Annotated in this window: 23 protein-coding genes; 17 read left to right on the top strand and 6 right to left on the bottom strand. The window is 65.4% G+C overall.

What is annotated here, in order from left to right:
* The first annotated feature begins 18 nt into the window (after positions 1-18).
* Entirely contained in the window at positions 19-729 is a 711-nt protein-coding gene (gene phoB, locus ACVIHF_RS31405) for a phosphate regulon transcriptional regulator PhoB (protein WP_016844067.1), read from the top strand.
* A 240-nt stretch (positions 730-969) separates the two neighbouring features.
* On the opposite strand, the gene ACVIHF_RS31400 is transcribed toward phoB, so the two are convergent.
* A complete protein-coding gene (locus ACVIHF_RS31400) occupies positions 970-1,482 on the bottom strand; it encodes a GcrA family cell cycle regulator (protein WP_018269585.1) in 513 nt (170 codons plus the stop codon).
* A gap of 488 nt (positions 1,483-1,970) precedes the next feature.
* Between ACVIHF_RS31400 and ACVIHF_RS31395 the strand changes: the two genes are divergently transcribed.
* The 3 genes from ACVIHF_RS31395 to ACVIHF_RS31385 all read left to right on the top strand — a co-directional run bounded on the left by ACVIHF_RS31395 (position 1,971) and on the right by ACVIHF_RS31385 (position 5,336).
* A complete protein-coding gene (locus ACVIHF_RS31395; protein WP_456793063.1) occupies positions 1,971-3,179 on the top strand; it encodes an acetylornithine transaminase in 1,209 nt (402 codons plus the stop codon).
* Positions 3,179-4,105, top strand: a complete 927-nt coding sequence (gene argF / locus ACVIHF_RS31390) for an ornithine carbamoyltransferase (RefSeq protein ID WP_028342316.1) — start codon at positions 3,179-3,181, stop codon at positions 4,103-4,105. The genes ACVIHF_RS31395 and argF overlap by 1 nt, the downstream gene beginning before the upstream one ends.
* A 229-nt stretch (positions 4,106-4,334) precedes the next feature.
* Positions 4,335-5,336, top strand: a complete 1,002-nt coding sequence (locus ACVIHF_RS31385) for an Hsp33 family molecular chaperone (protein WP_253606424.1) — start codon at positions 4,335-4,337, stop codon at positions 5,334-5,336.
* Positions 5,337-5,447: 111 nt separating this feature from the next.
* On the opposite strand, the gene apaG is transcribed toward ACVIHF_RS31385, so the two are convergent.
* Positions 5,448-5,846 (bottom strand): Co2+/Mg2+ efflux protein ApaG, encoded by a 399-nt coding sequence (gene apaG / locus ACVIHF_RS31380; protein WP_028333747.1) that lies wholly within the window; start codon positions 5,844-5,846, stop codon positions 5,448-5,450.
* A 273-nt stretch (positions 5,847-6,119) separates the two neighbouring features.
* On the opposite strand from apaG, the gene ACVIHF_RS31375 reads away from it, so the two are divergent.
* From ACVIHF_RS31375 to ACVIHF_RS31315, 13 genes are all read left to right on the top strand, one after another.
* Entirely contained in the window at positions 6,120-7,379 is a 1,260-nt protein-coding gene (locus ACVIHF_RS31375) for an OpgC domain-containing protein (protein WP_456793062.1), read from the top strand.
* A gap of 120 nt (positions 7,380-7,499) precedes the next feature.
* Positions 7,500-8,159 carry an SGNH/GDSL hydrolase family protein gene (locus tag ACVIHF_RS31370; RefSeq protein ID WP_456793061.1) on the top strand — a complete coding sequence of 220 codons (660 nt, stop codon included), beginning with the start codon at positions 7,500-7,502 and terminating at the stop codon, positions 8,157-8,159.
* 13 nt (positions 8,160-8,172) lie between these two features.
* Positions 8,173-9,171 (top strand): SGNH/GDSL hydrolase family protein, encoded by a 999-nt coding sequence (locus ACVIHF_RS31365; protein ID WP_456793060.1) that lies wholly within the window; start codon positions 8,173-8,175, stop codon positions 9,169-9,171.
* Positions 9,172-9,552: 381 nt separating this feature from the next.
* On the top strand, positions 9,553-11,055 hold the full coding sequence (gene glpK / locus ACVIHF_RS31360) for a glycerol kinase GlpK (protein WP_456793059.1): 1,503 nt from the start codon (positions 9,553-9,555) through the stop codon (positions 11,053-11,055).
* A 201-nt stretch (positions 11,056-11,256) separates the two neighbouring features.
* The gene (locus tag ACVIHF_RS31355; RefSeq protein WP_456793058.1) at positions 11,257-13,701 is read left to right on the top strand and encodes a penicillin acylase family protein; all 2,445 of its coding nucleotides are present in this window, start codon (positions 11,257-11,259) and stop codon (positions 13,699-13,701) included.
* Between the two features lie 609 nt (positions 13,702-14,310).
* Entirely contained in the window at positions 14,311-14,568 is a 258-nt protein-coding gene (locus ACVIHF_RS31350; RefSeq protein WP_456793057.1) for a hypothetical protein, read from the top strand.
* Between the two features lie 212 nt (positions 14,569-14,780).
* Positions 14,781-15,374, top strand: a complete 594-nt coding sequence (locus ACVIHF_RS31345; RefSeq protein WP_310882331.1) for a GNAT family N-acetyltransferase — start codon at positions 14,781-14,783, stop codon at positions 15,372-15,374.
* Between the two features lie 153 nt (positions 15,375-15,527).
* Positions 15,528-16,154, top strand: coding sequence for a glutathione S-transferase family protein (locus ACVIHF_RS31340; RefSeq protein ID WP_456793056.1), 627 nt, complete (start codon positions 15,528-15,530; stop codon positions 16,152-16,154).
* Positions 16,155-16,585: 431 nt separating this feature from the next.
* The gene (locus tag ACVIHF_RS31335; protein ID WP_253605065.1) at positions 16,586-17,623 is read left to right on the top strand and encodes an IS110 family RNA-guided transposase; all 1,038 of its coding nucleotides are present in this window, start codon (positions 16,586-16,588) and stop codon (positions 17,621-17,623) included.
* 478 nt (positions 17,624-18,101) lie between these two features.
* On the top strand, positions 18,102-19,517 hold the full coding sequence (gene thrC, locus ACVIHF_RS31330) for a threonine synthase (protein ID WP_253606437.1): 1,416 nt from the start codon (positions 18,102-18,104) through the stop codon (positions 19,515-19,517).
* The gene (locus ACVIHF_RS31325) at positions 19,517-20,806 is read left to right on the top strand and encodes a M16 family metallopeptidase (RefSeq protein ID WP_076830951.1); all 1,290 of its coding nucleotides are present in this window, start codon (positions 19,517-19,519) and stop codon (positions 20,804-20,806) included. Before thrC ends, ACVIHF_RS31325 begins: the two co-directional genes overlap by 1 nt.
* Before the next feature lie 212 nt (positions 20,807-21,018).
* Positions 21,019-21,606 (top strand): GNAT family N-acetyltransferase, encoded by a 588-nt coding sequence (locus tag ACVIHF_RS31320; protein ID WP_026191927.1) that lies wholly within the window; start codon positions 21,019-21,021, stop codon positions 21,604-21,606.
* A gap of 116 nt (positions 21,607-21,722) precedes the next feature.
* Positions 21,723-22,373, top strand: coding sequence for a hypothetical protein (locus ACVIHF_RS31315; RefSeq protein ID WP_057019442.1), 651 nt, complete (start codon positions 21,723-21,725; stop codon positions 22,371-22,373).
* A 128-nt stretch (positions 22,374-22,501) separates the two neighbouring features.
* Here ACVIHF_RS31315 and ACVIHF_RS31310 read toward each other — a convergent pair whose 3' ends face one another.
* The 4 genes from ACVIHF_RS31310 to ACVIHF_RS31295 all read right to left on the bottom strand — a co-directional run bounded on the left by ACVIHF_RS31310 (position 22,502) and on the right by ACVIHF_RS31295 (position 24,705).
* Entirely contained in the window at positions 22,502-22,987 is a 486-nt protein-coding gene (locus ACVIHF_RS31310; protein ID WP_057019441.1) for a F0F1 ATP synthase subunit B family protein, read from the bottom strand.
* Positions 22,988-22,990: 3 nt separating this feature from the next.
* Entirely contained in the window at positions 22,991-23,557 is a 567-nt protein-coding gene (locus tag ACVIHF_RS31305; RefSeq protein WP_456793055.1) for a F0F1 ATP synthase subunit B, read from the bottom strand.
* Positions 23,558-23,669: 112 nt separating this feature from the next.
* Entirely contained in the window at positions 23,670-23,900 is a 231-nt protein-coding gene (locus ACVIHF_RS31300; protein WP_016847054.1) for a F0F1 ATP synthase subunit C, read from the bottom strand.
* Between the two features lie 55 nt (positions 23,901-23,955).
* Positions 23,956-24,705 carry a F0F1 ATP synthase subunit A gene (locus ACVIHF_RS31295; protein WP_016847053.1) on the bottom strand — a complete coding sequence of 250 codons (750 nt, stop codon included), beginning with the start codon at positions 24,703-24,705 and terminating at the stop codon, positions 23,956-23,958.
* Between the last annotated feature and the right edge of the window lie 2 nt (positions 24,706-24,707).

Genomic DNA, 24,707 nt, shown 5'->3' with positions numbered 1-24,707 from the left:
GAGAAAGAACTTAGACCGATGAGCGCACGCATTCTGGTAGTCGAAGACGAGGAAGCGCTGACGACGCTGTTGCGCTACAATCTCGATGCGGAAGGCTACGATGTCGAGACGGTGGGGCGCGGCGACGATGCGGATACACGGCTGAAGGAGCGCGTTCCCGACCTCGTGGTGCTGGACTGGATGCTGCCGGGCCTGTCCGGCATCGAACTGTGCCGCCGCCTGCGGGCGCGGCCCGAGACCAAGCAGCTTCCGATCATCATGCTGACCGCGCGCGGCGAGGAAAGCGAGCGCGTGCGCGGGCTTGCCACCGGCGCGGACGATTACATCGTCAAGCCGTTCTCGGTGCCGGAGCTGCTGGCGCGGGTGAAGGGCCTGTTGCGCCGCGCCAGCCCGGAGCGGCTTGCGACCGTGCTGACCTATGGCGACATCGAGCTCGACCGCGAGAAGCGCCGCGTGGCGCGCTCGGGCCGTCCGATCGATCTCGGGCCGACCGAGTATCGCCTGCTCGAATTCTTCCTCGAGCATCCCGGCCGCGTGTTCAGCCGCGAGCAACTGCTCGACAGCGTCTGGGGCCGCGACATCTACATCGATGAGCGCACCGTCGACGTGCATATCGGCCGCTTGCGCAAGCTGCTCAATCCGGGCCGCGAGCAGGATCCGATCCGCACCGTGCGCGGCGCCGGCTACGCGCTCGACGACCGCTTTGCCAAGGCCGAGCCACAGCCGTAACGGCCATGCGGCATTCATAAACCGCAACACGGCGTCGTCCCGGCGAAAGCCGGGACCCATACGCCGCGGCCAGTGCAATCGGCACGCGGCCAGACGGCTTTCTAACAACACGCATTAGTGGTTATGGGTCCCGGCTTTCGCCGGGACGACGCCGGTGGTGTAATGGGCTACGCATCACACAAAAAATCCCCGCTTTCGCGGGGATTTGTTTTTGAGGTCTTCCGTCGTTTTCCCGAGTGCTCACTTGATCTGCGGTTTCGCCGACGGCCGGCGGCGATCGGCGGCGGGCTGGTAGGCGACGCGCGAGTGATGCGCGCAATAGGGCAGGCCGGCGAGCGCCTTGCCGCCGCAGAAGAAGAATTCCGGGCTCGAGGGATCGCCGACCGGCCAATGACAGGTGGCCTCGTTGAGCTCCAGCAGCGAGAGCCGCTGGCTCATCGGCACCACATTGTCGTAGGAGATCGGATCGGGCTCCATCTCGACCTCGAAGGCGTGCGCCAGCGCGGTGTTGCCGCGCGAGACCGGACGCGCCACCCGCATCATGTGCTGGGCCGGGCGAGCCTTGCGCTGCCGCGGCGCGGCCGTGGAGGGTGCCTTGGCGCGGCCGGAGAGGCCGAGCCGATGCACTTTGCCGATCACGGCGTTTCGCGTCACATTGCCAAGTTCCGCCGCGATCTGGCTGGCCGACAGGCCGGACTCCCAGAGTTTCTTCAGCTGCTCGACGCGATCGTCGGACCAGGTCAATACAGTCATCGCATTCTTCCCTTCGCGTAGCGCCGGCCAATCATTGGAGCGGCGCTGCGAGCCAATCTGGACAAATATCCCTGCGGCCAGAATCCCTTAGCCCTCGCCGGGCACGGTGTTGCGCCCGAACGTTTACGCGAGACACAAAGGCTACTTAGAGGGTCCAGTACCGCCGCACGAGATGTCGTACCCGACAGGCCAAACGCTACAATATGGCGTGACTCTGGCGCAAGAGTCCGCGGCCGTGCGTCCACATGTTCCCACACAGTTAAGCATCACGATGAGGCTTTTCCACCGCACCGGAATGCTCCGGATTGCGCTCGTTTCGCATTGCAGGAAGGCCACTTCGTGGCGATTGACACTTACCGACCGCAGCATAGAATGCCCGCCACGTGCCGCCCGCAAAGGCGGCCGTTTTGTTTTCCGAAGCTGGCCGTTGCTGCGCTGGCGTCAAGGCGCAGCGGCAATTGTCGGCTTAAAAACCGTCAGTGATCGCCATGACCAACGCTGCCACGTCGCATCTGCTCCCCGTCTTCGCCAGGGTCGATCTCGGCTTCGAGCGCGGCGAGGGCGCCTGGCTGATCGCAACCAACGGCGACCGCTATCTCGATTTCACCTCGGGCGTCGCGGTCAACGCGCTCGGGCACGCGCATCCGCATCTGGTCAAGGCGCTGCAGGAACAGGCGACCAAGCTCTGGCACATGTCGAACCTGTTCAAGAGCCCGGACGGCGAGGTGCTTGCCGCACGGCTGTGCGAGCAGAGCTTTGCCGACTTCGTGTTCTTCTGCAATTCCGGCGCCGAAGCGATGGAGGGCGTGATCAAGCTGGTCCGCCACTATCACTTCTCCAAGGGCCATGGCGAGCGCTACCGCATCATCACCTTCGAGGGCGCCTTCCACGGCCGCACGCTGGGCACGCTGGCGGCGACAGGCTCGGCGAAATATCTCGAAGGCTTCGGCCCGCCGATGGACGGCTTCGACCAGGTGCCGCATGGCGACATCGAGGCGGTGAAGAAGGCGATCGGCCCGCACACCGCCGGCATCCTGATCGAGCCGGTGCAGGGCGAGGGCGGCGTGCGCTCGGCGCCGCAGGCGTTCTTCAAGGCACTGCGCGCGCTGTGTGACGAGCACGGCCTGCTGCTCGCCTTCGACGAGGTGCAGACCGGCATGGGCCGCACCGGCGAGCTGTTCGCCTACAAGCGCACCGGCGTCACGCCGGACGTGATGTCGCTGGCCAAGGCGCTCGGCGGCGGTTTTCCGATCGGCGCGGTGCTGGCGACCGCGCAGGCTGCGGCCGGCATGGCGCCCGGCTCGCACGGCTCGACCTTCGGCGGCAATCCGCTCGCGGTCGCCGCCGCCAATGCCGTGCTCGACGTCATGCTGAAACCCGGCTTCTTCGAGCATGTGCAGAAGATGTCGCTGCTGCTCAAGCAGAAGCTCGCTTCCGTCGTCGACCGCTATCCCGGCGTGCTGTCGGAGGTGCGCGGCGAGGGGCTGTTGATCGGCGTCAAGGCCGTGGTGCCGTCGGGCGACCTGATCGCCGCGCTGCGCAGCGAGAAGCTGCTCACCGTCGGCGCCGGCGACAATGTGGTGCGGTTCCTGGCGCCGCTGATCGTGACCGAGCCCGAGATCGACCAGTCGATCACCGCGCTCGAGCGCGCCTGCTCTGTGCTGTCGGCGGCGCAGCCGAAGAAGGCGGCTGGATAATGAGCAAGCCGGTCCGTCACTTCCTCGATATCAACGAGCTGCCGCTCGGCGAGCTGCGCAACATGCTGTCCGCCGGAGCCGCCATGAAGGCGAAGCTGAAGGCGCATGAGAAGGGCAGGAAGCCGCTCGAAGGCAAGACGCTGGCGATGATCTTCGAGCGCCCGTCGACCCGCACAAGGGTGTCGTTCGACGTCGGCATGCGCCAGCTCGGCGGTGAATCCATCATGCTGACCGGCGCCGAGATGCAGCTCGGCCGCGGCGAGACCATCGCCGACACCGCGCGCGTGCTGTCGCGCTATGTCGATGCGATCATGATCCGCATCCTCAACCATGACGCGCTGCTCGAGCTCGCGGCGCACGCTACCGTTCCCGTCATCAACGGCCTGACCCGGCGTTCGCATCCCTGCCAGGTGATGGCCGACCTCATGACCTATGAGGAAAACCGCGGCTCGATCGAGGGCAAGACCGTGGCCTGGACCGGCGACGACAACAACGTGCTGGCCTCCTGGGCGCATGCCGCAGAGCGGTTCAAGTTCCAGCTCAATGTCGCGACCCCGCCGGAGCTCTCGCCGAAGAAGCCGATGCGCGACTGGATCAAGGCGACCGGCGCGCCGATCATGCTCGGCACCGATCCGGAAGCCGCCGTGCGCGGCGCCGACTGCGTCGTCACCGACACCTGGGTGTCGATGGGCGACAAGGAGGGCGAGCACCGCCACAACGTGCTGCGGCCCTATCAGGTCAATGCCAAGCTGATGTCGCTCGCCAAGCCGGACGCACTGTTCATGCACTGCCTGCCCGCGCATCGCGGCGAGGAGGTCACCGACGAGGTGATCGACGGGCCGCAATCCGTGGTGTTCGACGAGGCGGAAAACCGCCTGCATGCGCAGAAGGGCATTCTGGCCTGGTGTTTCGACGCGGTCGCGTAGTCGTAGATCAGTAAGCGTTGTCGTCCCGGGCAAGCGAAGCGCGACCCGGGACCCATAACCACCGCTGTCAATTGTTGCGAAGGCTGGGGCACCAGCTTGATGCAGCAGCTCACATCGGTGGTTATGGGTCCCTGCTCCAGTGCGCAATTGCGCACAAGGCAGGGACGACGGAGATATCCGCGTTAGTGAACCCCTTTATTTCATGGTCCGAGACCCCAGATAGAGCGCCATGGTTTCACAATCCCCCGACATCAAAATCACGCCCGAGGCGCCGGTTCGCGCGCCATCAGCGGTTCCGGTCGACGATGCCGTGCTGGCCTTCGAGGTCGGCGCGCTGGACCTGCGCGGCCGGCTGACCCGGCTCGGCCCCGCGCTCGACGAGATCTTGCACAAGCACGATTATCCGCCCGCGGTCGGCAAGCTGCTCGGCGAGGCGATCGTGCTCACCACGCTGCTCGGCTCGTCGGTCAAGTTCGAGGGCCGCTTCATCCTGCAGACCCGGACCGAAGGTCCGGTCTCGCTCCTGATCGTCGATTTCCAGGCGCCCGACCGGCTGCGCGCCTATGCGCGCTACGACGCATCGCGCCTCAAGAATGGCCAGAGTTCGGGCGAGCTGCTCGGCAAGGGCCACCTTGCGATGACCATCGATCAGGGCTCTAACACCAGCCGCTACCAGGGACTGGTCGCGCTCGACGGCGGCGGCCTGGAAGAGGCGGCCCACGAATATTTCCTGCGCTCGGAGCAGATCCCGACGCGGGTGCGGCTTGCGGTCGGCGAGGAGATGCGCGGCGGCGAAGGCGGCAAGCTGCGCTGGCGCGCCGGCGGCATCCTGCTGCAATTCCTGCCCAAGGCGCCCGAGCGCGCCAAGCAGGCCGATCTGCATCCCGGCGATGCGCCGGAAGGCACGGCCACGCATAGCGTGCCGGACGATGACGCCTGGGTCGAGGGCCAGTCGCTGATCTCGACCGTCGAGGACGTCGAGCTGATCGATCCCGATCTGTCCGGCGAGCGGCTGCTCTATCGCCTGTTCCACGAACGCGGCGTGCGCGTCTTCAACCCGCAAACGCTGCGCGCGCAATGCTCCTGCTCGCGCGACGCGGTGTCGTCGATGCTGAAGAGCTTTGCGCCGAACGACCGCGCCGAGATGGTCAAGGACGGCAAGGTCGTCGTGACCTGCGAGTTCTGCTCGTCGGTGTATGAATTCACGCCGCAGGAAGCCGGCGTGGAGTAACAGGTGACCTTCGTCATGGCTGGGCTCGACCCGGCCATCCATCATGGCAAAAGCGTTTTTGAAGCGATGGATCGCCGGGTCAAGCCCGGCGATGACGTGCATTGCTGCGCGTCAGTTCAGCACCCTTTTCCCGCCCGGGCTCGGGCTGTCCAGCGAGAATGTCGGCACGTCGATGTCGAAGCGCTCGCCGGCTTCGGTGACCATCTGATAGCTGCCGGTCATGAATCCGGAGGCGGTCGGCAGCGGCACGCCGCTCGTGTATTCGAAGCGTTCGCCGGGCGCGAGCACCGGCTGCTCGCCGACCACGCCCTCGCCGCGCACCTCCTGGCGGCGGCCGGTGGCGTCGGTGATGATCCAGTGCCGCGTCCGCAGCTGCACCGTTTCCGGGCCCGAATTGACGATCACGATCTTGTACGACCAGAAATATTCGCGCCGGTCGACCGACGAGCGCTCCGGCATGAAGTTCGGCTCGACGGTGACTTCGATCTGGCGGGTAACGGCGCGGTACATGCGGCTCAATCCGATGGTCCTGGCGCATGGTCCGTTTTCGACCGGATCATGCTCAAACAGGGCGCTATCATAGCCAATTGAACCGCCGGAACCAATCGCCTGCCAGGCCGCGAAAAGGCGGTCCAAGGGCGGTCCGTTCATCGCGGTTTCAACATAGTTCCGCTCTAAAGCGCGGCCGCATGCCGCCGCACTCCGTGCTTTGTCGGCAACTCGCGGACCGATATTATCTTTTCAGCACGGCGTGCGGGGCGTCCGCGGCCGACACGGTGTTTGATGAGCTCGATTGCCGATCCCATAGCCGGTTCGCCGGTGGCTGACGTCAAGGCCGAAGTAAAGGTTGAGGCCGAGGCGAAGGTTGCTGCGCCCGCGATCACGCTGCCGGCGACCGGCGAGCGCGAGCTCCGCCTCGATCTGTTCCGCGGGCTCGCGCTGTGGCTGATCTTCATCGATCATCTGCCGACCAATCTTCTGACCTGGCTGACGATCCGCAATTACGGCTTCTCCGACGCCACCGAGATCTTCATCTTCATCTCCGGCTACACCGCGGCCTTCGTCTACGGCCGCGCGATGCTGGAGGGCGGTTTCGTGATCGCGACGGCGCGCATCCTGCGCCGGGTCTGGCAGATCTATGTCGCGCACGTCTTCCTGTTCACGATCTTCCTCGCCGAGATCTCCTATGTCGCGACCTCGTTCGAGAATCCGCTCTACAGCGAGGAAATGGGGATCATGGACTTCCTCAAGCAGCCCGACGTCACCATCGTCCAGGCGCTGCTGCTGCGCTTCCGTCCCGTCAACATGGACGTGCTGCCGCTCTACATCGTGCTGATGCTGTTCCTGCCGCTGATCCTGTGGCTGATGAAGTGGAAGCCCGACGTCACGCTCGGCCTGTCGGTCGTGCTCTACGCGCTGACCTGGCAGTTCGATCTTTACCTCTCGGCTTATCCGAACGGCTTCTGGGCGTTCAATCCGTTCGCCTGGCAATTGCTGTTCGTGTTCGGCGCCTGGTGCGCGCTTGGCGGCGCGCGGCGGATGTCGCGGATCCTGTCGTCGAACATCACGATGTGGATCTGCATCGTCTATCTGGTCGCGGCGTTCTTCGTGACCATGACATGGTACGTGCCGCAGCTCGGCCACATCATGCCGAAGGTGATCGAGCAATGGATGTATCCGATCAACAAGACCGACCTGGACGTGTTGCGGTTCGCGCACTTCCTGGCGCTCGCCGCGCTCACCGTGCGCTTCCTGCCCAAGGACTGGCCGGGGCTGAAATCGCCCTGGCTGCGACCTTTGATCCTGTGTGGCCAGCATTCGCTTGAGATATTCTGCCTCGGGGTCTTCCTCGCCTTCGCCGGTCACTTCGTGCTTGCCGAAGTATCTGGCGGTGCCGCACTGCACGCCTTGATCAGCGTCTGCGGCATCCTCATCATGTGCGGCATGGCGTGGATCATTTCGTGGTACAAACACTCCGCCGACAAAGGCGCCTCGAAAAAAGGCGCCGCCGGCAACGCCGATCTGGCGGGAGGGGGAGCATGAAGTCCGCGCGGACGATGCTGGGCCTGACGCTGCTCGCAGCCTGCCTGACGGCCGGTTTGGCGGCGGCGCCCGCGTGCGCCGGCGACACCGCGGAGCCGCCCCCGCCGCCGCCCCTGCGACGTGCCCGCCTATCTGCTTACGAGCGAGAGCTCGCTGCCCAAGGTCACCGACGCCATCAAGTCCAACCGGCCGCTCAACGTGCTGGTGGTCGGCAGCCGCTCCTCGACCATCCAGGGCAACGAGGCGAGCGCCTATCCGGCCACGCTGCAGGCGGCGCTGAAGGAAGCGTTGCCGTCGTCGACGATCGATCTATCCGTAGAATTACAGGGAAAGAGCACCGCCGAGGAGACCGCGGGAACTCTTGTTAAGCTTGTTGAAGCAAAAAAGCCTACTTTGGTTATCTGGCAGACCGGAACCGTCGATGCTATGCGAGCGGTCGATCCCGACGATTTCCGTACCGCCATCAACGAAGGCGTTGTTGCGTTGCGGGACGCCGGGACCGACGTGGTGCTGGTCAATCTGCAATACAGCCCGCGTACGGAGACGATGATCTCTGCGCCGCCCTATCTCGACAACATGAAGGTGGTGGCGCAGCAGCACGACGTTCCGCTGTTCGACCGGTTCGCGATTATGAAGCAGTGGAGCGACGCCGGATATTTTGACCTGTTCAGCACCTCGCATGGTGTCGATCTGGCCAAGAAGGTTCATGCCTGTCTCGGCCGCGCACTGGCGAAATTCGTGATCGATGCGGCCCATCTGGGCCCGGTGCAGCAGAATTAAGGAAGCAGAGTAAATGCGTTTTGCCTTCCCTTTTTGTGCTTCCGCAGGGCGGAGTCTGTGCGCCGTTGCGGCGCTGGCACTGCTCGCGCCGCTCGCGGTCGCGCCATTGCGCGCGCAGACCGACCAGCATGCAGCGCTTTCGTCCGACGGCAAGACCGAGGCTGCAAAGCCTGATGCGACGCAGCCCGCTGCGACGGCTGACGCGACCAATCCGCCGCAACCCGGCGTCGCCGCGAAGGCGTTCGACAGGGTGAAGCAGGCCGCGAAATCCGCCAGCGACATCTTCCACCGCGTGCCCTGTCATCAGCCCAAGGGTGTGCCGAACAGCACCGGCTCGCTGCCGCATGTCGCGGCCAAGCTCGTCGCCGGCAAGCCGGTCATCATCATCGCGTTCGGCTCGTCCTCGACCCAGGGCTATGGTTCGTCGGCGCCGGAATTCACCTATCCGAACCGGCTCGCCGGACAGTTGCGCCGGCAGTATCCGTCCGCCGACATCACGGTGCTCAATCGCGGCAAGGGCGGCGAGGACGCGCCCGAGATGATGGCGCGGCTGCAAACCGAGGTGATCGACGTCCATCCCGACATGGTGATCTGGCAGGTCGGCACCAACGCGGTGCTGCGCAACCTCGATCCCGCCGAGACCGCCAGGCAGGTCGAGGACGGCGTGGCGCGCCTTCAGGCGTCCGGCGCCGACGTCGTGCTGGTCGATCCGCAATACTCGCCGCGCGTCACCGAGCGCCCCGAAAGCGCGCGCGGCATGGTGAAGCTGCTCGGCCGCATCGCCGCCCTGCGTCATGTCGGCATCTTCCCGCGCTTCGAGGTGATGCGCGACTGGCACGAGAAACAGGCGATCCCGATCACCGATTTCGTCATCGCCGACGGCCTGCACATGAACGACTGGGGCTATGCCTGCTTCGCCCAGCTGCTCGGCGACGACATCATCCGCTCGGTCGGCGCGATCAAGATCGGCGTCAACGTCCCCGCCGATGTGCGGACCTACCGGCCGATGTGATCGGGCTGCCCGGCCGCTCCAACCGTCGTTGCGAGCGAAGCGAAGCAATCCATTCGTCCGCTTGCGCTGATGGATGGATTGCTTCGTCGCTTCGCTCCTCGCAATGACGGTTGAGGCGGTGCGCTCATTTCCATCACCGTCACCCTGAGGTGGCCGCTTCTTCGGCGGCCCTCGAAGGGTCGACGGCCCGACTTGGGGGGCCGTGCATCCTTCGAGGCTCGCTCCGCTCGCACCTCAGGATGACGGGACTGATACCCTCGCGGACTCTTGCCTCGACCATCCGGCCACGCCCGCCTCCAATCTTGACCTCGCCGCGGTAATCCGCTCCCTTGACGCCTGCACCGATCCCTCTCGGGATGAAGCTGTTTAAGGGAAACGCTCATGTCTTTCGTGCTGGCCATCGATCAGGGCACCACATCGTCGCGCGCCATGGTGTTTCGCGGCGACATCTCCATCGCCGCCGTCGCGCAGCAGGAGTTTCCGCAGCATTTCCCCGCCTCCGGCTGGGTCGAGCACGAGCCGGAGGACATCTGGACCTCGACCGTGATGGTGTGCCGCGAGGCGCTGGAGAAGGCCGGCCTCAAGGCGAAGGACATCGCCGCGATCGGCATCACCAACCAGCGCGAGACCACCGTGGTGTGGGACCGCGCCACCGGACAGGCCGTGCACCGCGCCATCGTCTGGCAGGACCGCCGCACCGCCGACATCTGCGCAAAACTCAAGGCCGAGGGCCATGAGCCGGCGATCTCGGCCAAGACCGGTCTGATCATCGATCCCTATTTCTCGGGCACCAAAGTCGCCTGGATCCTCGATCACGTGCCGGGCGCGCGCGAGCGCGCCGAGCGCGGCGAGCTGCTGTTCGGCACCGTCGACTGCTATCTGCTGTGGCGGCTCACCGGCGGGCGAGTCCACGCCACCGACGCCACCAACGCCTCGCGCACGCTGCTGTTCAACATCCACACCGGCGCCTGGGACGACGACCTCGTCAACCTCTTGCGCGTGCCGCGCTCGATGCTTCCCGAAGTGAGGGATTCCTCCGCCCGCTTCGGCGAGAGCGCCGCCGATCTGTTCGGCGGCCCGATCGCGATCTCCGGCATTGCCGGCGATCAGCAGGCCGCGACCATCGGCCAGGCCTGCTTCGAGCCCGGCATGATGAAGTCGACCTACGGCACCGGCTGCTTCGCGCTGCTCAACACCGGCACCACGCCGGTGGCCTCGAAGAACAAGCTGCTCACCACCATCGCCTACCAGCTCGGCGGCCAGCGCACCTACGCGCTCGAGGGCTCGATCTTCGTCGCCGGCAGCGCGGTGCAGTGGCTGCGCGACGGGCTCGGCATCATCAAGCACGCCGCCGAGACCGGACCGCTTGCCGACAAATCGGACTCCATGCAGAGCGTCTATTTGGTGCCCGCCTTCGTCGGCATGGGCGCGCCGTACTGGAATCCGCGCGTGCGCGGCGCGCTGTTCGGGCTCACCCGCAACACCGGCCCGGCCGAGCTCGCGCATGCGACGCTGGAGAGCGTGTGCTACCAGACCTTCGATCTGTGGGCCGCGATGCGCACCGACTGGCCGGAGGCCAACGCCGCCAACACCGTGCTGCGCGTCGACGGCGGCATGACCGCCTCGGACTGGACCATGCAGCGGCTCGCCGATCTGCTCAACGCCCCGGTCGACCGTCCGATGATCCAGGAGACCACCGCACTCGGCGCCGCCTATCTCGCCGGCCTCGATGCCGGCGTCTATCCGGAGCCCGCCAAGTTCGCCGACAACTGGCGGCTCGAGCACCGCTTCAGGCCGGCGATGAGCCAGGCGACGCGCGAGCGCAAGCTCGCCGGCTGGGCCCGCGCCGTGAAGGGCGTGCTGGCGAGCGACGAGGGGGAATGATGAACTGATGCTGCGGCAAGCTCGCTGCACCTCTCCCGCTAGCGGGGTCGAGACGAGCGAAGCTCGCTCTTAGGTTGTAGCGCATCATCAGATGCGCTACGGGTGGGGGCTCTCTCCACACCAAGCAAGCGGCGCCGCTGCGGCTGCCGCTCAATCTCGCCAAGTGCGCGCAACAATCAATAACAACCATCGGAGAACAACATGAACACGGATCTCAACCGCGTCACCACGCTACTCGCCGCCGCACTCTGCGCCGCAATACTTGCCGCTCCCGCCACCGCGCGTGAGAAGCCGAGCCCGCTCGTCGCGGCGCGCGAGGTCAAGACCGACGTCGCCGGGCTGAAGGCGCCGGGGCAGATCCTGGTCGATGTCTGGGGCATCCCGCACATCTATGCCGGCAACGAGCACGACCTGTTCTTCCTGCAGGGCTTCAACGCCGCGCGCGATCGGCTCTGGCAGATCGATCTCTGGCGCAAGCGCGGGCTCGGCCTCTTGGCGAAGGATTTCGGCCCTGCCTATGCCGAGCAGGACAAGGCGCTGCGCCTGTTCCTCTATCGCGGCGACATGAATGCGGAATGGGCCGCCTATGGCCCGAAGGCGAAATCCTATGCGGAGGCGTTCGTCGCCGGCGTCAACGCCTATGTCGCCGACGTCCAGGCGGGCAAGCGCGCGCTGCCGATCGAGTTCAGGATCGCAGGCACGATGCCGGATTTGTGGTCGGCAGAGGATGTCGTGCGCGTCCGCAGCCATGGCCTGACCCGCAATGTCGCCTCCGAGGTGAAGCGCTCGCGGGTCGCCTGCGCTGCAGGCCTCGATGCCGATCGCTTCCGCGTCAAGCTGGAGCCCACCTGGACCACCAGGATCCCCGATGGGCTCGATCCCTGCAGCGTGCCGAAGGCGGTACTCGCCGCCTACGACCTTGCCACGCGGCCGGTGAAGTTCGCCGCGCCGAAGGACCAGAAGGCGGCGCTGGCGCATGATCCCGACACCTACCTCGCCGAGGCCGACCAGCAGCGCGACACCATCGGCTCCAACAACTGGGTGATCGCGGCATCGCGCACCGCGACCGGACGTCCGATCCTCGCCAACGATCCGCATCGCGAGCACTCGGTGCCGTCGCTGCGCTACATCGTCGGGCTCAACGCACCCGGCATCTCCGTGATCGGTGCCGGCGAGCCGGCGCTGCCGGGCATCTCGATCGGCCACAACGACACCATCGCGTTCGGGCTGACCATCTTCAACGTCGATCAGGAAGACCTCTACGTCTACGAGCTCAATCCCGACAATCCGAACCAGTACCGCTACGGCAGCGGCTGGGAGGACATGCGGATCGTGCATGAGAAGGAAGCGGTGAAGGGCGAGGCCGACCGCGACCTCGAGCTGAGGTTCACCCGCCACGGCCCGGTGATCTTCGTCGACGCCGACAACAAGCATGCGTTCGCGGTGCGCTCGATCTGGTTCGAGCCGGGCACCTCGGCCTATTTCGGCTCGTCCGACTACATGACGGCGAAGAATTGGAACGGCTTCCTCGGCGCGATGCGGCGCTGGGGCGCGCCGTCGGAGAACCAGGTCTATGCCGACACGTCAGGCAATATCGGCTGGGTCGCCGCCGGCAAGACGCCGCGCCGAGCCAATTTCGACGGCCTGATGCCGGTGCCCGGCGACGGCCGCTATGAGTGGCAGGGCTTTCTGTCGCTCGACGAATTGCCGAAGCTGTATCAGCCGAAGCAGGGCTTTATCGCCACCGCCAACCAGATGAACCTGCCGGCGGATTATCCGGTGGGTGAGCGCAGGGTCGGATTCGAATGGGCCGACAGCGCGCGCTGGCAGCGCATCACCGAGGTGCTGCAGGCCAACAGCAAGGTGACGCTGGCGGACGCGATGGCGCTGCAGAACGACGACACCGGCATGCTCGCGCGGCGCCTCGTCGCGCTGCTGAAGCCGCTCACGTCGGATGATGTGAACGTCAAGAAGGGCCTTGATCTGCTCAAGGCGTGGGATGCGCGCGACGCGGCCGACAGCGCAGCCGCCGCGGTCTATGAGGTGTGGATCGCAAACCATCTCGGCCCGGTGCTGCTCAAGACCACCGCGCCGAAGGCGGCCGAGCTGATCGCGCCGGAGGCCTCCAGCATCTCCGCCATTGTCGGCTATCTCGAAAAGCCCGACGCCGCCCTCGGCAGCGATCCCTCAACCGAGCGCGACCGCGTGCTGCGCGACAGTCTCGGCGAGGCGGTCGCTGATGTTGCCGACAAGCTCGGCCCCGATGCGTCGACCTGGCGCTGGGGCCGGCTGCATGTCGCGCAATTCAATCACGCGCTAATGCCGCTCGCCGACAAGGCAACCGCGGCGCAGATGCAGGTCGGCCCGCTCGCCTTCGGCGGCGCCGCCAACGTGCCGCGCGCCGCCACCTATCGCCGCTCCGACTATCATCTGATCTCCGGCGCTTCATTCCGCATGGTGCTCGATGTCGGCAATTGGGATGCGAGCCGCGCCGTCAACACGCCGGGCCAATCCGGCGATCCCTTCAGCGGCCACTACCGCGACCTCGCGCCGCTATGGGCGACGGGCCAGTACGTGCCGCTGCTCTACAGCCGTGGCGCCGTGGAAGCTGCAACCGCTGACGCGATCACGCTGACGCCGAGGTGAGGGGCGAGTACGTCTCACCGGCTGCGCCACAAACTCCAACGTCGTCCCGGCGAAAGCCGGGACCCATTACCACAGGATTGCGTCGTTGAACGGCGCTGTGGCCCCAGCACCGCAAAGCAATCGGCATTGGTGGTTATGGGTCCCGGCCTTCGCCGGGACGACACCGAGTGTTCGGCACGGCCGTAGCCGCAACCGCGGAAGCGATCACGCTGGCGCCGAGGTGAGGGAGCGAGTACGTCTCATCGGCTGCGCCACAAACTGTAATGTCGTCCCGGGTCAACACTTGTCTCGCCGAACTCGAAGAGTGAAAGCGGAAGCGCGACCCGGGACTCATCGGTGCGAATGCCGACGCGGACTGCGGCGGTCAGCCACTATTCACTTTGTGCCATCAACGCGGCGGCGCATCTGGATCACTACAAGTTGACGTTTGCGATTTGCGCACGGACTTCCCGCGACGCTGTGCGCGGGCGTCCAAGAAGCGTCGCCTTCTGCCTGCTAGTCTGACCGATCGTGATCGCCGCCGGCCTGTGACGGTTCTCACATCCGGCGCGAGCACGCATTTTCTGGAAGCGATTGAAAGCTCAGCTGGTTACTTCACAGGAGCTGACCATGACGAAAATCATTCTTGTTTCGCTCGCAGTTGTTTCTCTGTCCACGGCGGCATTCGCGGATGGACGCACGGCACAACACCGGACCCACCAGCGTCTCGTGATGGGTACAGCACTAAGTCCTGCCGTGCTCAATGCCAACGCCAGTCTCAATGGCGATGTCAGCGACCGCGCGATGCGCATGCGGAGTCTTCGCGAGTCCGGCTACAACCCGAAGAACGATTTCGACGCCAACGGCAACGTGTGGGTCGGCAACTAACCGGGTACGGGAGGGCCTGGGGAGCCCTCCCTCAAAGCGCGCTCAAACTGGTTTATCCCGCTCGTTGGACCTGGCCGCTCGAATGAGGAGCGGCGGATGCGGCGGATTACCTCGTCTGCTTCTCCTGACCAGGCATTGCGTGCAGCGTTGCATTGCATCTGCGGCGACGTGCGGTTATGTCCCGCCGACAGCCTGCAAACAGAGGTCGCGCGATGCTGCTGCCCGATGGTTACTCCGACATCCCCCACGGCAAGATCGCTGCCGTCGTCACCCATCTGGAAATGACCGCGCGTCCGCCGCTGCGCGTCGACCCGCCCGGCGCGTGGCGCCTGCGCAAGGTCGATCCGCCCGCGCTCGACTGGTATCGCGATATCTATCGCCGGGTCGGCGAGGAGTGGCTGTGGTTCACCCGCACCGGGCTCGAAGACGCCGATCTCGCTTCGAGGATTCACGCCCCCGGCAACGAGCTCTACGGGCTGGCCGTCGACGGCCAGGATGAAGGCCTGCTCGAACTCGATTTCAGCGTGCCCGGCGAATGCCAGCTGCTCTATTTCGGCGTCACCGCAAAATTCATCGGCACCGGCGCCGCGCGCTTCCTGATGAACCGCGCGCTCGAGATCGCCTGGTCACGCGACGTCAGCCGCGTCTGGGTGCACACCTGCACCTTCGACCATCCCTCGGCCGTCGCATTCTACCAGCGCTCCGGCTTCCGTCCGTTCCTGCGGCAGATCGAAGTGGCCGATGATCCCAGGCTCGACGGCAAATTGCCGCGCGATGCGGCGAGGCACGTGCCGGTGATTGCATAGCTCGCCTAACGGACCGGATCAGGATCCGGTTGCAATGCGGCGCGGCCCATCTACGATGGTGCAAAGCGCAACCTTTGACCCGGCGTGGCCGCACACTTCGAAAGCTCTGCTTTCGAGGCACGGCCTCCTGCGGCATGACCGACGAGATGACAGATGTTTTTGATCGGCCAGTACGACTCGCCCTTTGTCCGCCGCACCGCGATCGCGCTGCGGCTCTATGGATTGCCGTTCGAGCACAAGCCGTGGTCGACCTTCGGCGATGCGGAGAAGGTTGCGGCCTACAATCCGGTGCGGCGGGTGCCGACGCTAGTGCTCGATGACGGCGAGGCGCTGATCGAGAGTAGTGCGATCCTGGATTATCTCGACGAGCTGGTCGGGCCGGACAAGGCGATGATCGCGCGCTCGGGGCCGGAGCGGCGCAAGGATCTGCGCATCACGGCGCTGGCGACCGGGCTTGCCGACAAGGCGGTGAGCCTTGTCTATGAGCGGGTGCTGCGCAAGGAGCAGCTGAAGCTCTGGGTCGAGCGCTGCGAGGCGCAGGTCGCGGGCGTGCTCGCGGTGCTGGAGCAGGAGCGCGCGGCGGTGCAGACGCCTTATTGGCTGGGTGATCGCATCGGCCATGCCGACATCGCGGTGGCCTGCGCGCTGCGCTTCACCGGCGAGGCGCATCCGCATCTGTTCGACGCGCGCTATCCGGCGCTCAAGGCCCACGCCGCGCGCTGCGAGGCGCTGCCGCCGTTCCGGGAGATCGTGCAGCCGCTGGCGCCGCCGAGCGGTTAGTGGATGGCGCGACCCAGGCTGATTGACGTGCACCCCTCGCGCGCGGATGTCGCGAGAACGCGTGATTATGACTCACAAGCAGCACCACACATTTGCTGTCGTCCCTGCGAAAGACGCGGGGACGACACCGGTAGTTGCGGGCGACTCGGTACGCCGCGGCCCATCGGCTCAAGCAACGACAGCCTCTGGAATACTGGATCACCCGCATGCGCGCATGATGACACCGCGGTGTTTGACCTCTTGAATCACGAACCGTCCTCATCGTCGTCCTGGCGAAAGCCAGGACCCAGTACCCCAAATCTCAATTGTTGAGCGACACCGGGCCGCGATCCCGCTCATCACCGAAGACGGTGGCTGATGGTGTGGACGGCCCCCTACGGCATCAGTGTGCCAGAATGAGGTTGTCTAGATCTCATACAAGGGAGCCGTCCGTGAACCAGATTATCCGCATTGGGATTGATACGTCGAAGTATATTTTTGTGCTGCATGGGGTTGATGCGGCGGAGCAGGTGGTGCTGCGCAAGAAGCTGTCGCGCAAACAAGTGCTGGAGTTCTTCGCCAAATTGCCGCCGACTGTGATCGGGATGGAGGCCTGCGGGGCTTCGCAACATTGGGCGCGTCAGCTTTCCAAGCTCGGTCACGAGGTGAAGCTGATGGCACCGCAATTGGTCAAACCCTACGTGATGCGGAACAAGAATGACGGGCGGGATGCAGAAGGCCTGTGTGAAGCGATGAGCCGGCCGAGCATGCGCTTCGTGCCGGTGAAGACGGCCGAGCAGCAGGCCGCGCTGATGCTGATGGGTGTCCGCGACGGATTGATCGTCCGGCGCACCCAGCTGACCAATACGATACGCGGCCACGCGGCGGAGTATGGCCTGATCGCCCCCAAGGGACTGGACGCGATCGAACCCCTGCTGGTGCGGATTGCGCAGGACGAGACGCTTCCGGTTCTGGCGCGCGAGCTGTTTGTGGTGCTGGGCCGGGAGCGCGTCAGGCTCGAGGGTGAGTTGGAGGCGGTTGAGGCCAAGCTGATGGCCTGGCACCGCGCCGATGCCACGGGCCGGCGCTTGGCTCAGATCCCCTCGGTCGGTCCGATCGTTGCAACCGCGCTGGTGATGAAGACACCTGATCCGCGCACGTTCCGTTCTGGTCGTCATTTTGCGGCCTGGCTGGGATTGACACCCAAGGACCACTCCACCGCTGGCAAGACCAGGCTTGGCAAGATCACGCGGGCTGGCGATGAGAACTTGCGCCGTCTGCTGGTGGTCGGGGCCACAGCGGTGATCCAGCAGGCCAGGCGGGGACGCGGTCATCACTCGCGCTGGCTGCTGGCCCTGATCAAGCGCAAGCCGCCGAAGCTTGCGGCCGTGGCGCTCGCCAACAAAGTGGCCCGTATCGCCTGGAAGCTGATGGCAACGGGCGAGAGTTACGAGGCGGCACGGATGAATCCCATGACAGCCGCCGCCTAATCGATTAGCCGGCGGGCTCGCTCGCCGGCCGACCGGAGCTGCAAGAGCAGATGGAGCGATCGATCGAGCAACGATGCGAGACAGTCCGCAGGACCCATCGGCCGCCAACAGGCCGCGTGGTTGTTTGGAACTCGCATCGCGCAAACCATCTTGGCCAGCGATCCATTCGATCGCACCCAACAGGCCGGACATATGGATGCAAGCGATCCGATCTCACCAAACAGCTCTTGTGCCACGGGGGCCGTCCACATATGGGTCCTGGCTTTCGCCAGGACGACATTGGTGAATGCGGCGCAGCTGGCGGTCGGTCGCGAGCGATACCCCTTGTCACTCACCCCGCGACCCCGAAGCGCGCGCTTCGGGCTACCCATTGCTGGTCCGATCTTCTATGGTGAACCGTTCGGGTCGCATGGAGCGAACTCGATAATTCCATGATATCAAAGGCTTAAGGCTCGGATCGAAGCCTTTGGAGGGCGGTTTGACGCGGTATATTTCGACCAGGGGTGAGGCCCCGGTGCTTGGCTTCTGCGATGTGATGCTGACCGGGCTTGCCCGTGACGGCGGGCTCTACGTGCCCGAGACCTGGCCGCAGCTGTCGCCCGAGACCATCGCTACCTTCTTCGGCCGTCCCTATTGGGAGGTCGCGGTCGAGATCATCCGTCCGTTTGTCGCCGGCGAGATTTCCGACGCCGAGCTCGGCCGCATGGCCAACGAGGCCTATGCCACCTTCCGCCATCCCGCGGTGGTGCCGCTCGACCAGGCCGGGCCGAACCAGTTCCTGCTCGAGCTGTTCCACGGGCCGACGCTGGCGTTCAAGGACGTCGCGATGCAGCTGATCTCGCGGCTGATGGATCACGTGCTGGCCAAGCGCGCGCAGCGCACCACCATTGTGGTCGCGACCTCGGGCGATACCGGTGGCGCCGCGGTCGAGGCTTTTGCCAATCTCGACAATGTCGACCTCGTCGTGCTGTTCCCGAACGGCCGCATCTCCGAGGTGCAGCGCCGCATGATGACGACGACCGGCGCCGCCAACGTCCACGCGCTCGCGATCGAAGGCACCTTCGACGATTGCCAGGCGCTGGTGAAGGCGATGTTCAACAACCATCGCTTCCGCGACCAGGTGGCGCTGTCGGGCGTCAACTCGATCAACTGGGCGCGCATCGTCGCGCAGGTGGTCTATTACTTCACCTCGGCGGTCGCGCTCGGCTCGCCGCAGCGCACCGTCGACTTCACGGTGCCGACCGGCAATTTCGGCGACATCTTCGCGGGCTATGTCGCCAAGCGGATGGGGCTGCCGATCCGGAACTTGCGCATCGCCGCCAACGTCAACGACATCCTGGCGCGCACGCTGAAGACCGGCATCTACGAGGTGCGCGAGGTACACGCCACGACGTCGCCGTCGATGGACATCCAGGTGTCGTCGAACTTCGAGCGGCTGCTGTTCGAGGCGAGCGGCCGCGACGCCGATCAGGTCCGCCGCCTGATGGCCTCGCTGAAGCAGTCCGGCCGTTTCGTGCTGCCGGATGCGACGCTGGCCGCCGTGCGCCGTGAGTTCGACGCCGGCCGCGCCGACGAGACCGAGACGGCGGCCGCGATCCGCGCCGCCTGGCGCGAGGCGGGCGATCTGGTCGATCCCCACACCGCGGTGGCGCTCGCGGTCGCCGACCGCGACACCTCGGATTCCAGGATCCCGAACATCGTGCTGTCGACCGCGCACGCGGCCAAATTCCCCGACGCGGTGGAAGCCGCCTGCGGGGTGCGTCCGCAGCTGCCGGTCTGGCTCGGAGGCCTGATGAGCAAATCCGAACACATCACGGTCATGAAGAATGATTCCGCCGAGGTCGAGCGCTTCGTGCTGTCGGTCAGCCGTGCTGCCAAGCAGGGAGTTGCCTGATGGGCGTTGAAATCACCAAGCTGCCGAGCGGACTGACAATCGTCACCGACACCATGCCGCATCTGGAAACCGCGGCGCTCGGGGTCTGGGCCGGCGTCGGCGGGCGCGACGAGAAGCCGAACGAGCACGGCATCTCGCATCTGCTCGAACACATGGCGTTCAAGGGCACGGCGCGGCGCTCCTCGCGCGAGATCGTCGAGGAGATCGAGGCGGTCGGCGGCGACCTCAATGCCGGGACCTCGACCGAGACCACGGCCTATTATGCGCGGGTGATGAAGGCCGACGTGCCGCTGGCGCTCGACGTGCTGTCCGACATCCTCGCCAACCCGTCCTTCGTGCCGGACGAGCTGGAGCGCGAGAAGAGCGTCATCGTGCAGGAGATCGGCGCGGCGCAGGATACGCCCGACGACGTCGTGTTCGAGCATCTCAACGAGCTCTGCTATCCGGAGCAGCCGATGGGGCGCTCGCTGCTCGGCACCGCCAAGACGCTGAAGGTCTTCGATCGCGACATGCTGCGCGGCTATCTCTCGACGCATTACCGCGCCCCCGACATGGTGGTCGCGGCCGCCGGCGCGGTCGATCACGCGCGGATCGTCGAGGACGTCACGCAGAAGTTTGCGAGCTTCGACGCCACCCCGGCGCCGAAGCCGCAGGTTGCGATGTTCGGCAAGGGCGGCTCGCGGGTGGTGCATCGCGATCTCGAGCAGGCGCATCTGACGCTGGCGCTCGAAGGCGTGCCGCAGACCGACCCGTCGCTGTTCTCGCTGCAGGTCTTCACCAACACGCTCGGCGGCGGGATGTCGTCGCGGCTGTTCCAGGAGGTGCGCGAGAAGCGCGGGCTGTGCTACTCGATCTATACCTTCCACGCGCCCTACACCGACACCGGCTTCTTCGGCCTGTACACCGGGACCGATCCGGCCGATGCGCCGGAAATGATGGAAGTCATCGTCGACGTCATCAACGACGCGGTCGAAACCCTGACCGAGGCCGAGGTCGCCCGCGCCAAGGCGCAGATGAAGGCCGGCCTGTTGATGGCGCTGGAAAGCTGTTCATCGCGGGCCGAACAATTGGCACGCCATGTGCTAGCCTATGGCCGGCCGCAGACGGTGGAAGAACTGGTGGCCCGAATCGACGCGGTCAGCGTCGAATCGAGCCGCAACGCCGCCCGTGCCCTGCTGGCGCGCAGCCGGCCCGCCGTTGTCGCGCTCGGCAGCGGCAGGGGTCTGGACACGGCGGTGGCTTTTGCGGAAGGATTGACGAATTCGAAGGCAAAGACGCTGCTGCATTAAGAATTCTGCTTACCTCGCCCCGCGCTTGCGGGGAGAGCATAGGCCGCCTACCGGCGGCCGTTGACGGACATACGCCGAGGCGGAGCCTCAGCTATGGCCGAAGGCTTCGGGTGAGGGTAGAGCCGCAAGACCGAATCTGCGGTAAGACCCCTCACCCCGACCCTCTCCCCGCAAGGGCGGGGCGAGGGAGAAGTGGCGGGGAGTGTTGGGCCATGGCCCTGTTTCGTTTGCCGTCCAATGGACCCGCTGCACTGATGCCGCGCGGTCACGGGCTCTTGCTGCGCGCGCCGCAGATGTCGGATTTCCCGCAATGGGCGCAATTGCGCGAATTCAGCCGCGCCTATCTCACGCCATGGGAACCGATTTGGCCCTCCGACGACCTGACCCGCGCCGGCTTCCGCCGGAGGCTGCGCCGCTACACCGAGGATATCGCCGCCGACCGCTCCTATCCGTTCATCATCTTCCGCGAATCGGACGGGGTGATGATCGGCGGCATCACGCTCGCCAATGTGCGGCGCGGCATCGTGCAGGCCGGCACGATCGGCTACTGGGTCGGGCTGCCGCATGCCCATCGCGGCTACATGACGACGGCGCTGCGGGTGCTGCTGCCCTCGCTGTTCGGCGAGCTCAATCTGCACCGCATCGAGGCGGCCTGCATTCCCTCCAATGCCTCGTCGATCCGCGTGCTGGAGAAGTGCGGCTTCACCCGCGAGGGCCTGGCGCGGCGCTATCTCTGCATCAACGGGATCTGGCAAGACCATCTGCTGTTCGGCCTGCTGCACGAGGATTTCCGCGGCTGATCCGTAAGCCTTTTTGTGGATGGCGGTGCCACCCTCGATGCCTTGGGTTCGCCGCCATTGCCTTGCTATAACGGCCGCAACACAGGGAACCCCGGTTGGGAAATTTGAGGATATTGATGGGTGAAAGGGTGATCAGGTTCGCGCTCGCAGCGGCGGTATCGATCGGTCTCGGTGCCACTTTGTTGCCTTCGGCAGCTCCTGCGCAGTCGCTGAGCGACCGCTTCAAGAGCCTGTTCGGCGGCGGCTCGTCCGACCAGGACAAGCCGGCGACGCCCGCAGCGCCGCAGCAGCTCAACGATGCCGACGCCGAACTGACCTGCCCGCCGGTGCAGATCCGCTCCGGAGCCTCGACCTATTCGGTGGCCGCGAACGGCAAGGAAGCGGTCGGCAACGACGTCAAGTTCCTGGCCTCGATCACGCGCACGGCGCGGCAATGCAATCTGAACAGCGGCCAGATCACGGCCAAGATCGGTATTCAGGGGCGGATCATTGTCGGTCCCCAGGGCGCGCCACCGAGCATTCAGGTGCCGCTGCGCGTTGCCGTGGTGCAGGGCGGCGTCGGCGAGAAGACCATCATGACCAAGGCCTACACCACCACGGTGCAGATGGACGAAAGCGGCAGCGTGCCATTCAGCTTGGTCGCCGAGGACGTCGTCTATCCGGCGCCGTCTCCGGCCGACAACGACAATTACATCTTCTATATCGGCTTCGACCCGCAGGCCCTGAAGCCGGAGCCCAAGGCCCGCGCGCCACACAAGAAGAAGTAACAGCGCGTTTTCGAGCGAAGTGGACGCCGGTTCGCGTGAAGAAAACGCGTCAAACGGACGAATTTGGACAAAACAAAAGGCCGGCGCGATGAGCTCGCGCCGGCCTTTTTTAAGGAGTTCAGATCGCGTCAGTTCAGCTTGGAGCGGACTTCGGCGATGCCCTTGCCGACGAGGTCGTCGGCAACCGAGCCCTTGACCGACTGCGACAGGATGGTCGAGGCGGCCGTCACCGCGGCGTTGGCCGCGGCGGCGCGGACATCGGCCACGGCCTGGGCCTCGGCCTGGGCGATCTTGCTCTCGGCGGTCTTGGTCCGCCGCGCGACAAAATCTTCCATCTTGGTCTTGGCCTCGGCCGCGATCCGCTCGGCTTCGGCCTTGGCGTTGGAGATGATCTCCTCGGCCTCGCGCTCCGCGCTGGCGCGGCGCGCCTTGTACTCGCCGAGCAGCTTGTTGGCCTCGTCCTTCAGACGGCGGGCGTCTTCCAGCTCGGCCTTGATGCGCTCGGCGCGGTGGTCGAGCGCCGTCAGCAGGGTGCGATGAACGCCGAGATAGCCGAACACGACCAGCAGAAGGACGAAGGCGATCGCAACCCAGGTTTCCGGTTCGTAAAACATCGTCTATCCCTTCAACGACGCGTCGACGGCGCTGTTGACCGCATTGGCGTCCGGCGTGACGCCGGCAAGTTGCTGGACGATGGCGCCGGCCGCATCCGCCGCGATGCCGCGGACGTTGCTCATGGCGTTGGTCCTTGTCGTTGCGATCTGCTTCTCGGCGTCGGCGAGCTTTGCCGCCAACTTCTCTTCCAGCGCCTTGCGCTCGGCTTCCGAGGCCGCGTTCAGCTTCTCGCGGGTCTCGATGCCGATCGCCTGCGCGTTGGCGCGCGCATTCGCCAGTTCGCTCTCGTAGGCCTTCAGCGCCGCGTCGGACTCGTCCTTCAGCTTCTGCGCCTCGGCCAGATCGCCCTCGATCTTGTTCTGACGTGCATCGATCGTCCCGCCGACGCGCGGCAGGGCGATACGCGACACGATCAGGTAGAGCGCGACAAATGCAATCGCCAGCGACACCAGCTGCGAGGCGAAGTTGGACGAATCGAACGGCGGAAAGGCTCCGCCGTGATGTCCGCCGTCGGTCTCGGTGTGGGCGCCGGCTTTCTGGCCTTTTGCCTCGCCATGACTCTCAGCCATGGTGTTCTCCTGTTGCTGTCATGCGCGCCGCCCTTGGAACGAACCTTGGGCGGCGCGAAGGGGTTACCGCAAAGCGGAACCGGGTTACCGCAGAGCGGAACCGGCGTGCCGCTCAGAGCGGAACGAACAGCAGGAGCAGCGCGATCAGCAGCGAGAAGATGCCGAGCGCTTCGGTCACGGCGAAGCCGAAGATCAGGTTGCCGAACTGGCCCTGAGCGGCCGACGGGTTACGCACCGCAGCGGCGAGGTAATTGCCGAAGATGATGCCCACGCCGACGCCCGCGCCGCCCATGCCGATGCACGCGATGCCCGCGCCGATAAGTTTTGCTGCTGCCGGTTCCATATGTAGCTCCTTGAGAAAGATAGACAGATTGGTGGGTGGAGATTCCCCGGACCGCTTAGTGTCCCGGATGAATGGCGTCGTTGAGGTAGATGCAGGTCAGGATCGCGAACACGTAGGCCTGCAGGAACGCGACCAGCAGTTCGAGGGCATACAGCGCAATCGTGAGCGCCAGCGGTAGCACGCCGCCAACCCAGCCGAGCGCGCCCAGCGAGAAGCCGAGCATCGCGACGAAGCCCGCGAACACCTTCAATGCGATGTGGCCGGCCAGCATGTTGGCGAACAGACGAACGCTGTGCGAGACCGGCCGCAGGAAGAACGACAGGATCTCGATGAACATGACCAGCGGCAGGATGTAGATCGGAACGCCGTGGGGGACGAAGATGCTGAAGAATTTCAGGCCGTTCTTGTAGACGCCGTAGATCAGGACGGTGAAGAACACCAAAAGCGCAAGCGCCGCGGTGACGATCAGGTGGCTCGCGATCGTGAAGGTGTAGGGGATGACGCCGACCAGGTTCGAGACGCAGAGGAACATGAAGAGCGAGAAGATCAGCGGGAAGAACTTCATGCCTTCCGCGCCGGCCGTGCTGCGAATCGTGGTGGCGACGAACTCGTAGGAGATCTCGGCGACCGACTGCAGCCGTCCCGGAACCAGTTCCCGGCCGCTCGCCAGCATCAGCAGCGCAATCAGCAGCACCGCGATGAGCATGAAGAGCGAGGAATTGGTGAAGGCGATCGTGTGATTGCCGATGTGGCCGAGCGTGAAGAGGGGCTCGATATTGAACTGGTGGATCGGGTCGATTTTCATCC

The organism is Bradyrhizobium sp. USDA 4506, assembly GCF_054058795.1.
The sequence above is the reverse complement of the archived record's forward strand: the minus strand, read 5'-3'. Positions and strand labels throughout refer to the sequence as shown.

Coding starts and splice junctions, on each gene's coding strand:
- ACVIHF_RS31395 (WP_456793063.1), top strand. CDS start 1,971: ATGACCAACGCTGCCACGTCGCATCTGCTCCCCGTCTTCGCCAGGGTC.
- ACVIHF_RS31345 (WP_310882331.1), top strand. CDS start 14,781: ATGCTGCTGCCCGATGGTTACTCCGACATCCCCCACGGCAAGATCGCT.
- ACVIHF_RS31365 (WP_456793060.1), top strand. CDS start 8,173: ATGCGTTTTGCCTTCCCTTTTTGTGCTTCCGCAGGGCGGAGTCTGTGC.
- phoB (WP_016844067.1), top strand. CDS start 19: ATGAGCGCACGCATTCTGGTAGTCGAAGACGAGGAAGCGCTGACGACG.
- ACVIHF_RS31375 (WP_456793062.1), top strand. CDS start 6,120: ATGAGCTCGATTGCCGATCCCATAGCCGGTTCGCCGGTGGCTGACGTC.
- apaG (WP_028333747.1), bottom strand. CDS start 5,846: ATGTACCGCGCCGTTACCCGCCAGATCGAAGTCACCGTCGAGCCGAAC.
- ACVIHF_RS31315 (WP_057019442.1), top strand. CDS start 21,723: ATGGGTGAAAGGGTGATCAGGTTCGCGCTCGCAGCGGCGGTATCGATC.
- ACVIHF_RS31300 (WP_016847054.1), bottom strand. CDS start 23,900: ATGGAACCGGCAGCAGCAAAACTTATCGGCGCGGGCATCGCGTGCATC.
- glpK (WP_456793059.1), top strand. CDS start 9,553: ATGTCTTTCGTGCTGGCCATCGATCAGGGCACCACATCGTCGCGCGCC.
- ACVIHF_RS31320 (WP_026191927.1), top strand. CDS start 21,019: ATGGCCCTGTTTCGTTTGCCGTCCAATGGACCCGCTGCACTGATGCCG.
- ACVIHF_RS31340 (WP_456793056.1), top strand. CDS start 15,528: ATGTTTTTGATCGGCCAGTACGACTCGCCCTTTGTCCGCCGCACCGCG.
- argF (WP_028342316.1), top strand. CDS start 3,179: ATGAGCAAGCCGGTCCGTCACTTCCTCGATATCAACGAGCTGCCGCTC.
- ACVIHF_RS31310 (WP_057019441.1), bottom strand. CDS start 22,987: ATGTTTTACGAACCGGAAACCTGGGTTGCGATCGCCTTCGTCCTTCTG.
- ACVIHF_RS31305 (WP_456793055.1), bottom strand. CDS start 23,557: ATGGCTGAGAGTCATGGCGAGGCAAAAGGCCAGAAAGCCGGCGCCCAC.
- ACVIHF_RS31350 (WP_456793057.1), top strand. CDS start 14,311: ATGACGAAAATCATTCTTGTTTCGCTCGCAGTTGTTTCTCTGTCCACG.
- ACVIHF_RS31400 (WP_018269585.1), bottom strand. CDS start 1,482: ATGACTGTATTGACCTGGTCCGACGATCGCGTCGAGCAGCTGAAGAAA.
- ACVIHF_RS31295 (WP_016847053.1), bottom strand. CDS start 24,705: ATGAAAATCGACCCGATCCACCAGTTCAATATCGAGCCCCTCTTCACG.
- ACVIHF_RS31325 (WP_076830951.1), top strand. CDS start 19,517: ATGGGCGTTGAAATCACCAAGCTGCCGAGCGGACTGACAATCGTCACC.
- ACVIHF_RS31355 (WP_456793058.1), top strand. CDS start 11,257: ATGAACACGGATCTCAACCGCGTCACCACGCTACTCGCCGCCGCACTC.
- ACVIHF_RS31385 (WP_253606424.1), top strand. CDS start 4,335: ATGGTTTCACAATCCCCCGACATCAAAATCACGCCCGAGGCGCCGGTT.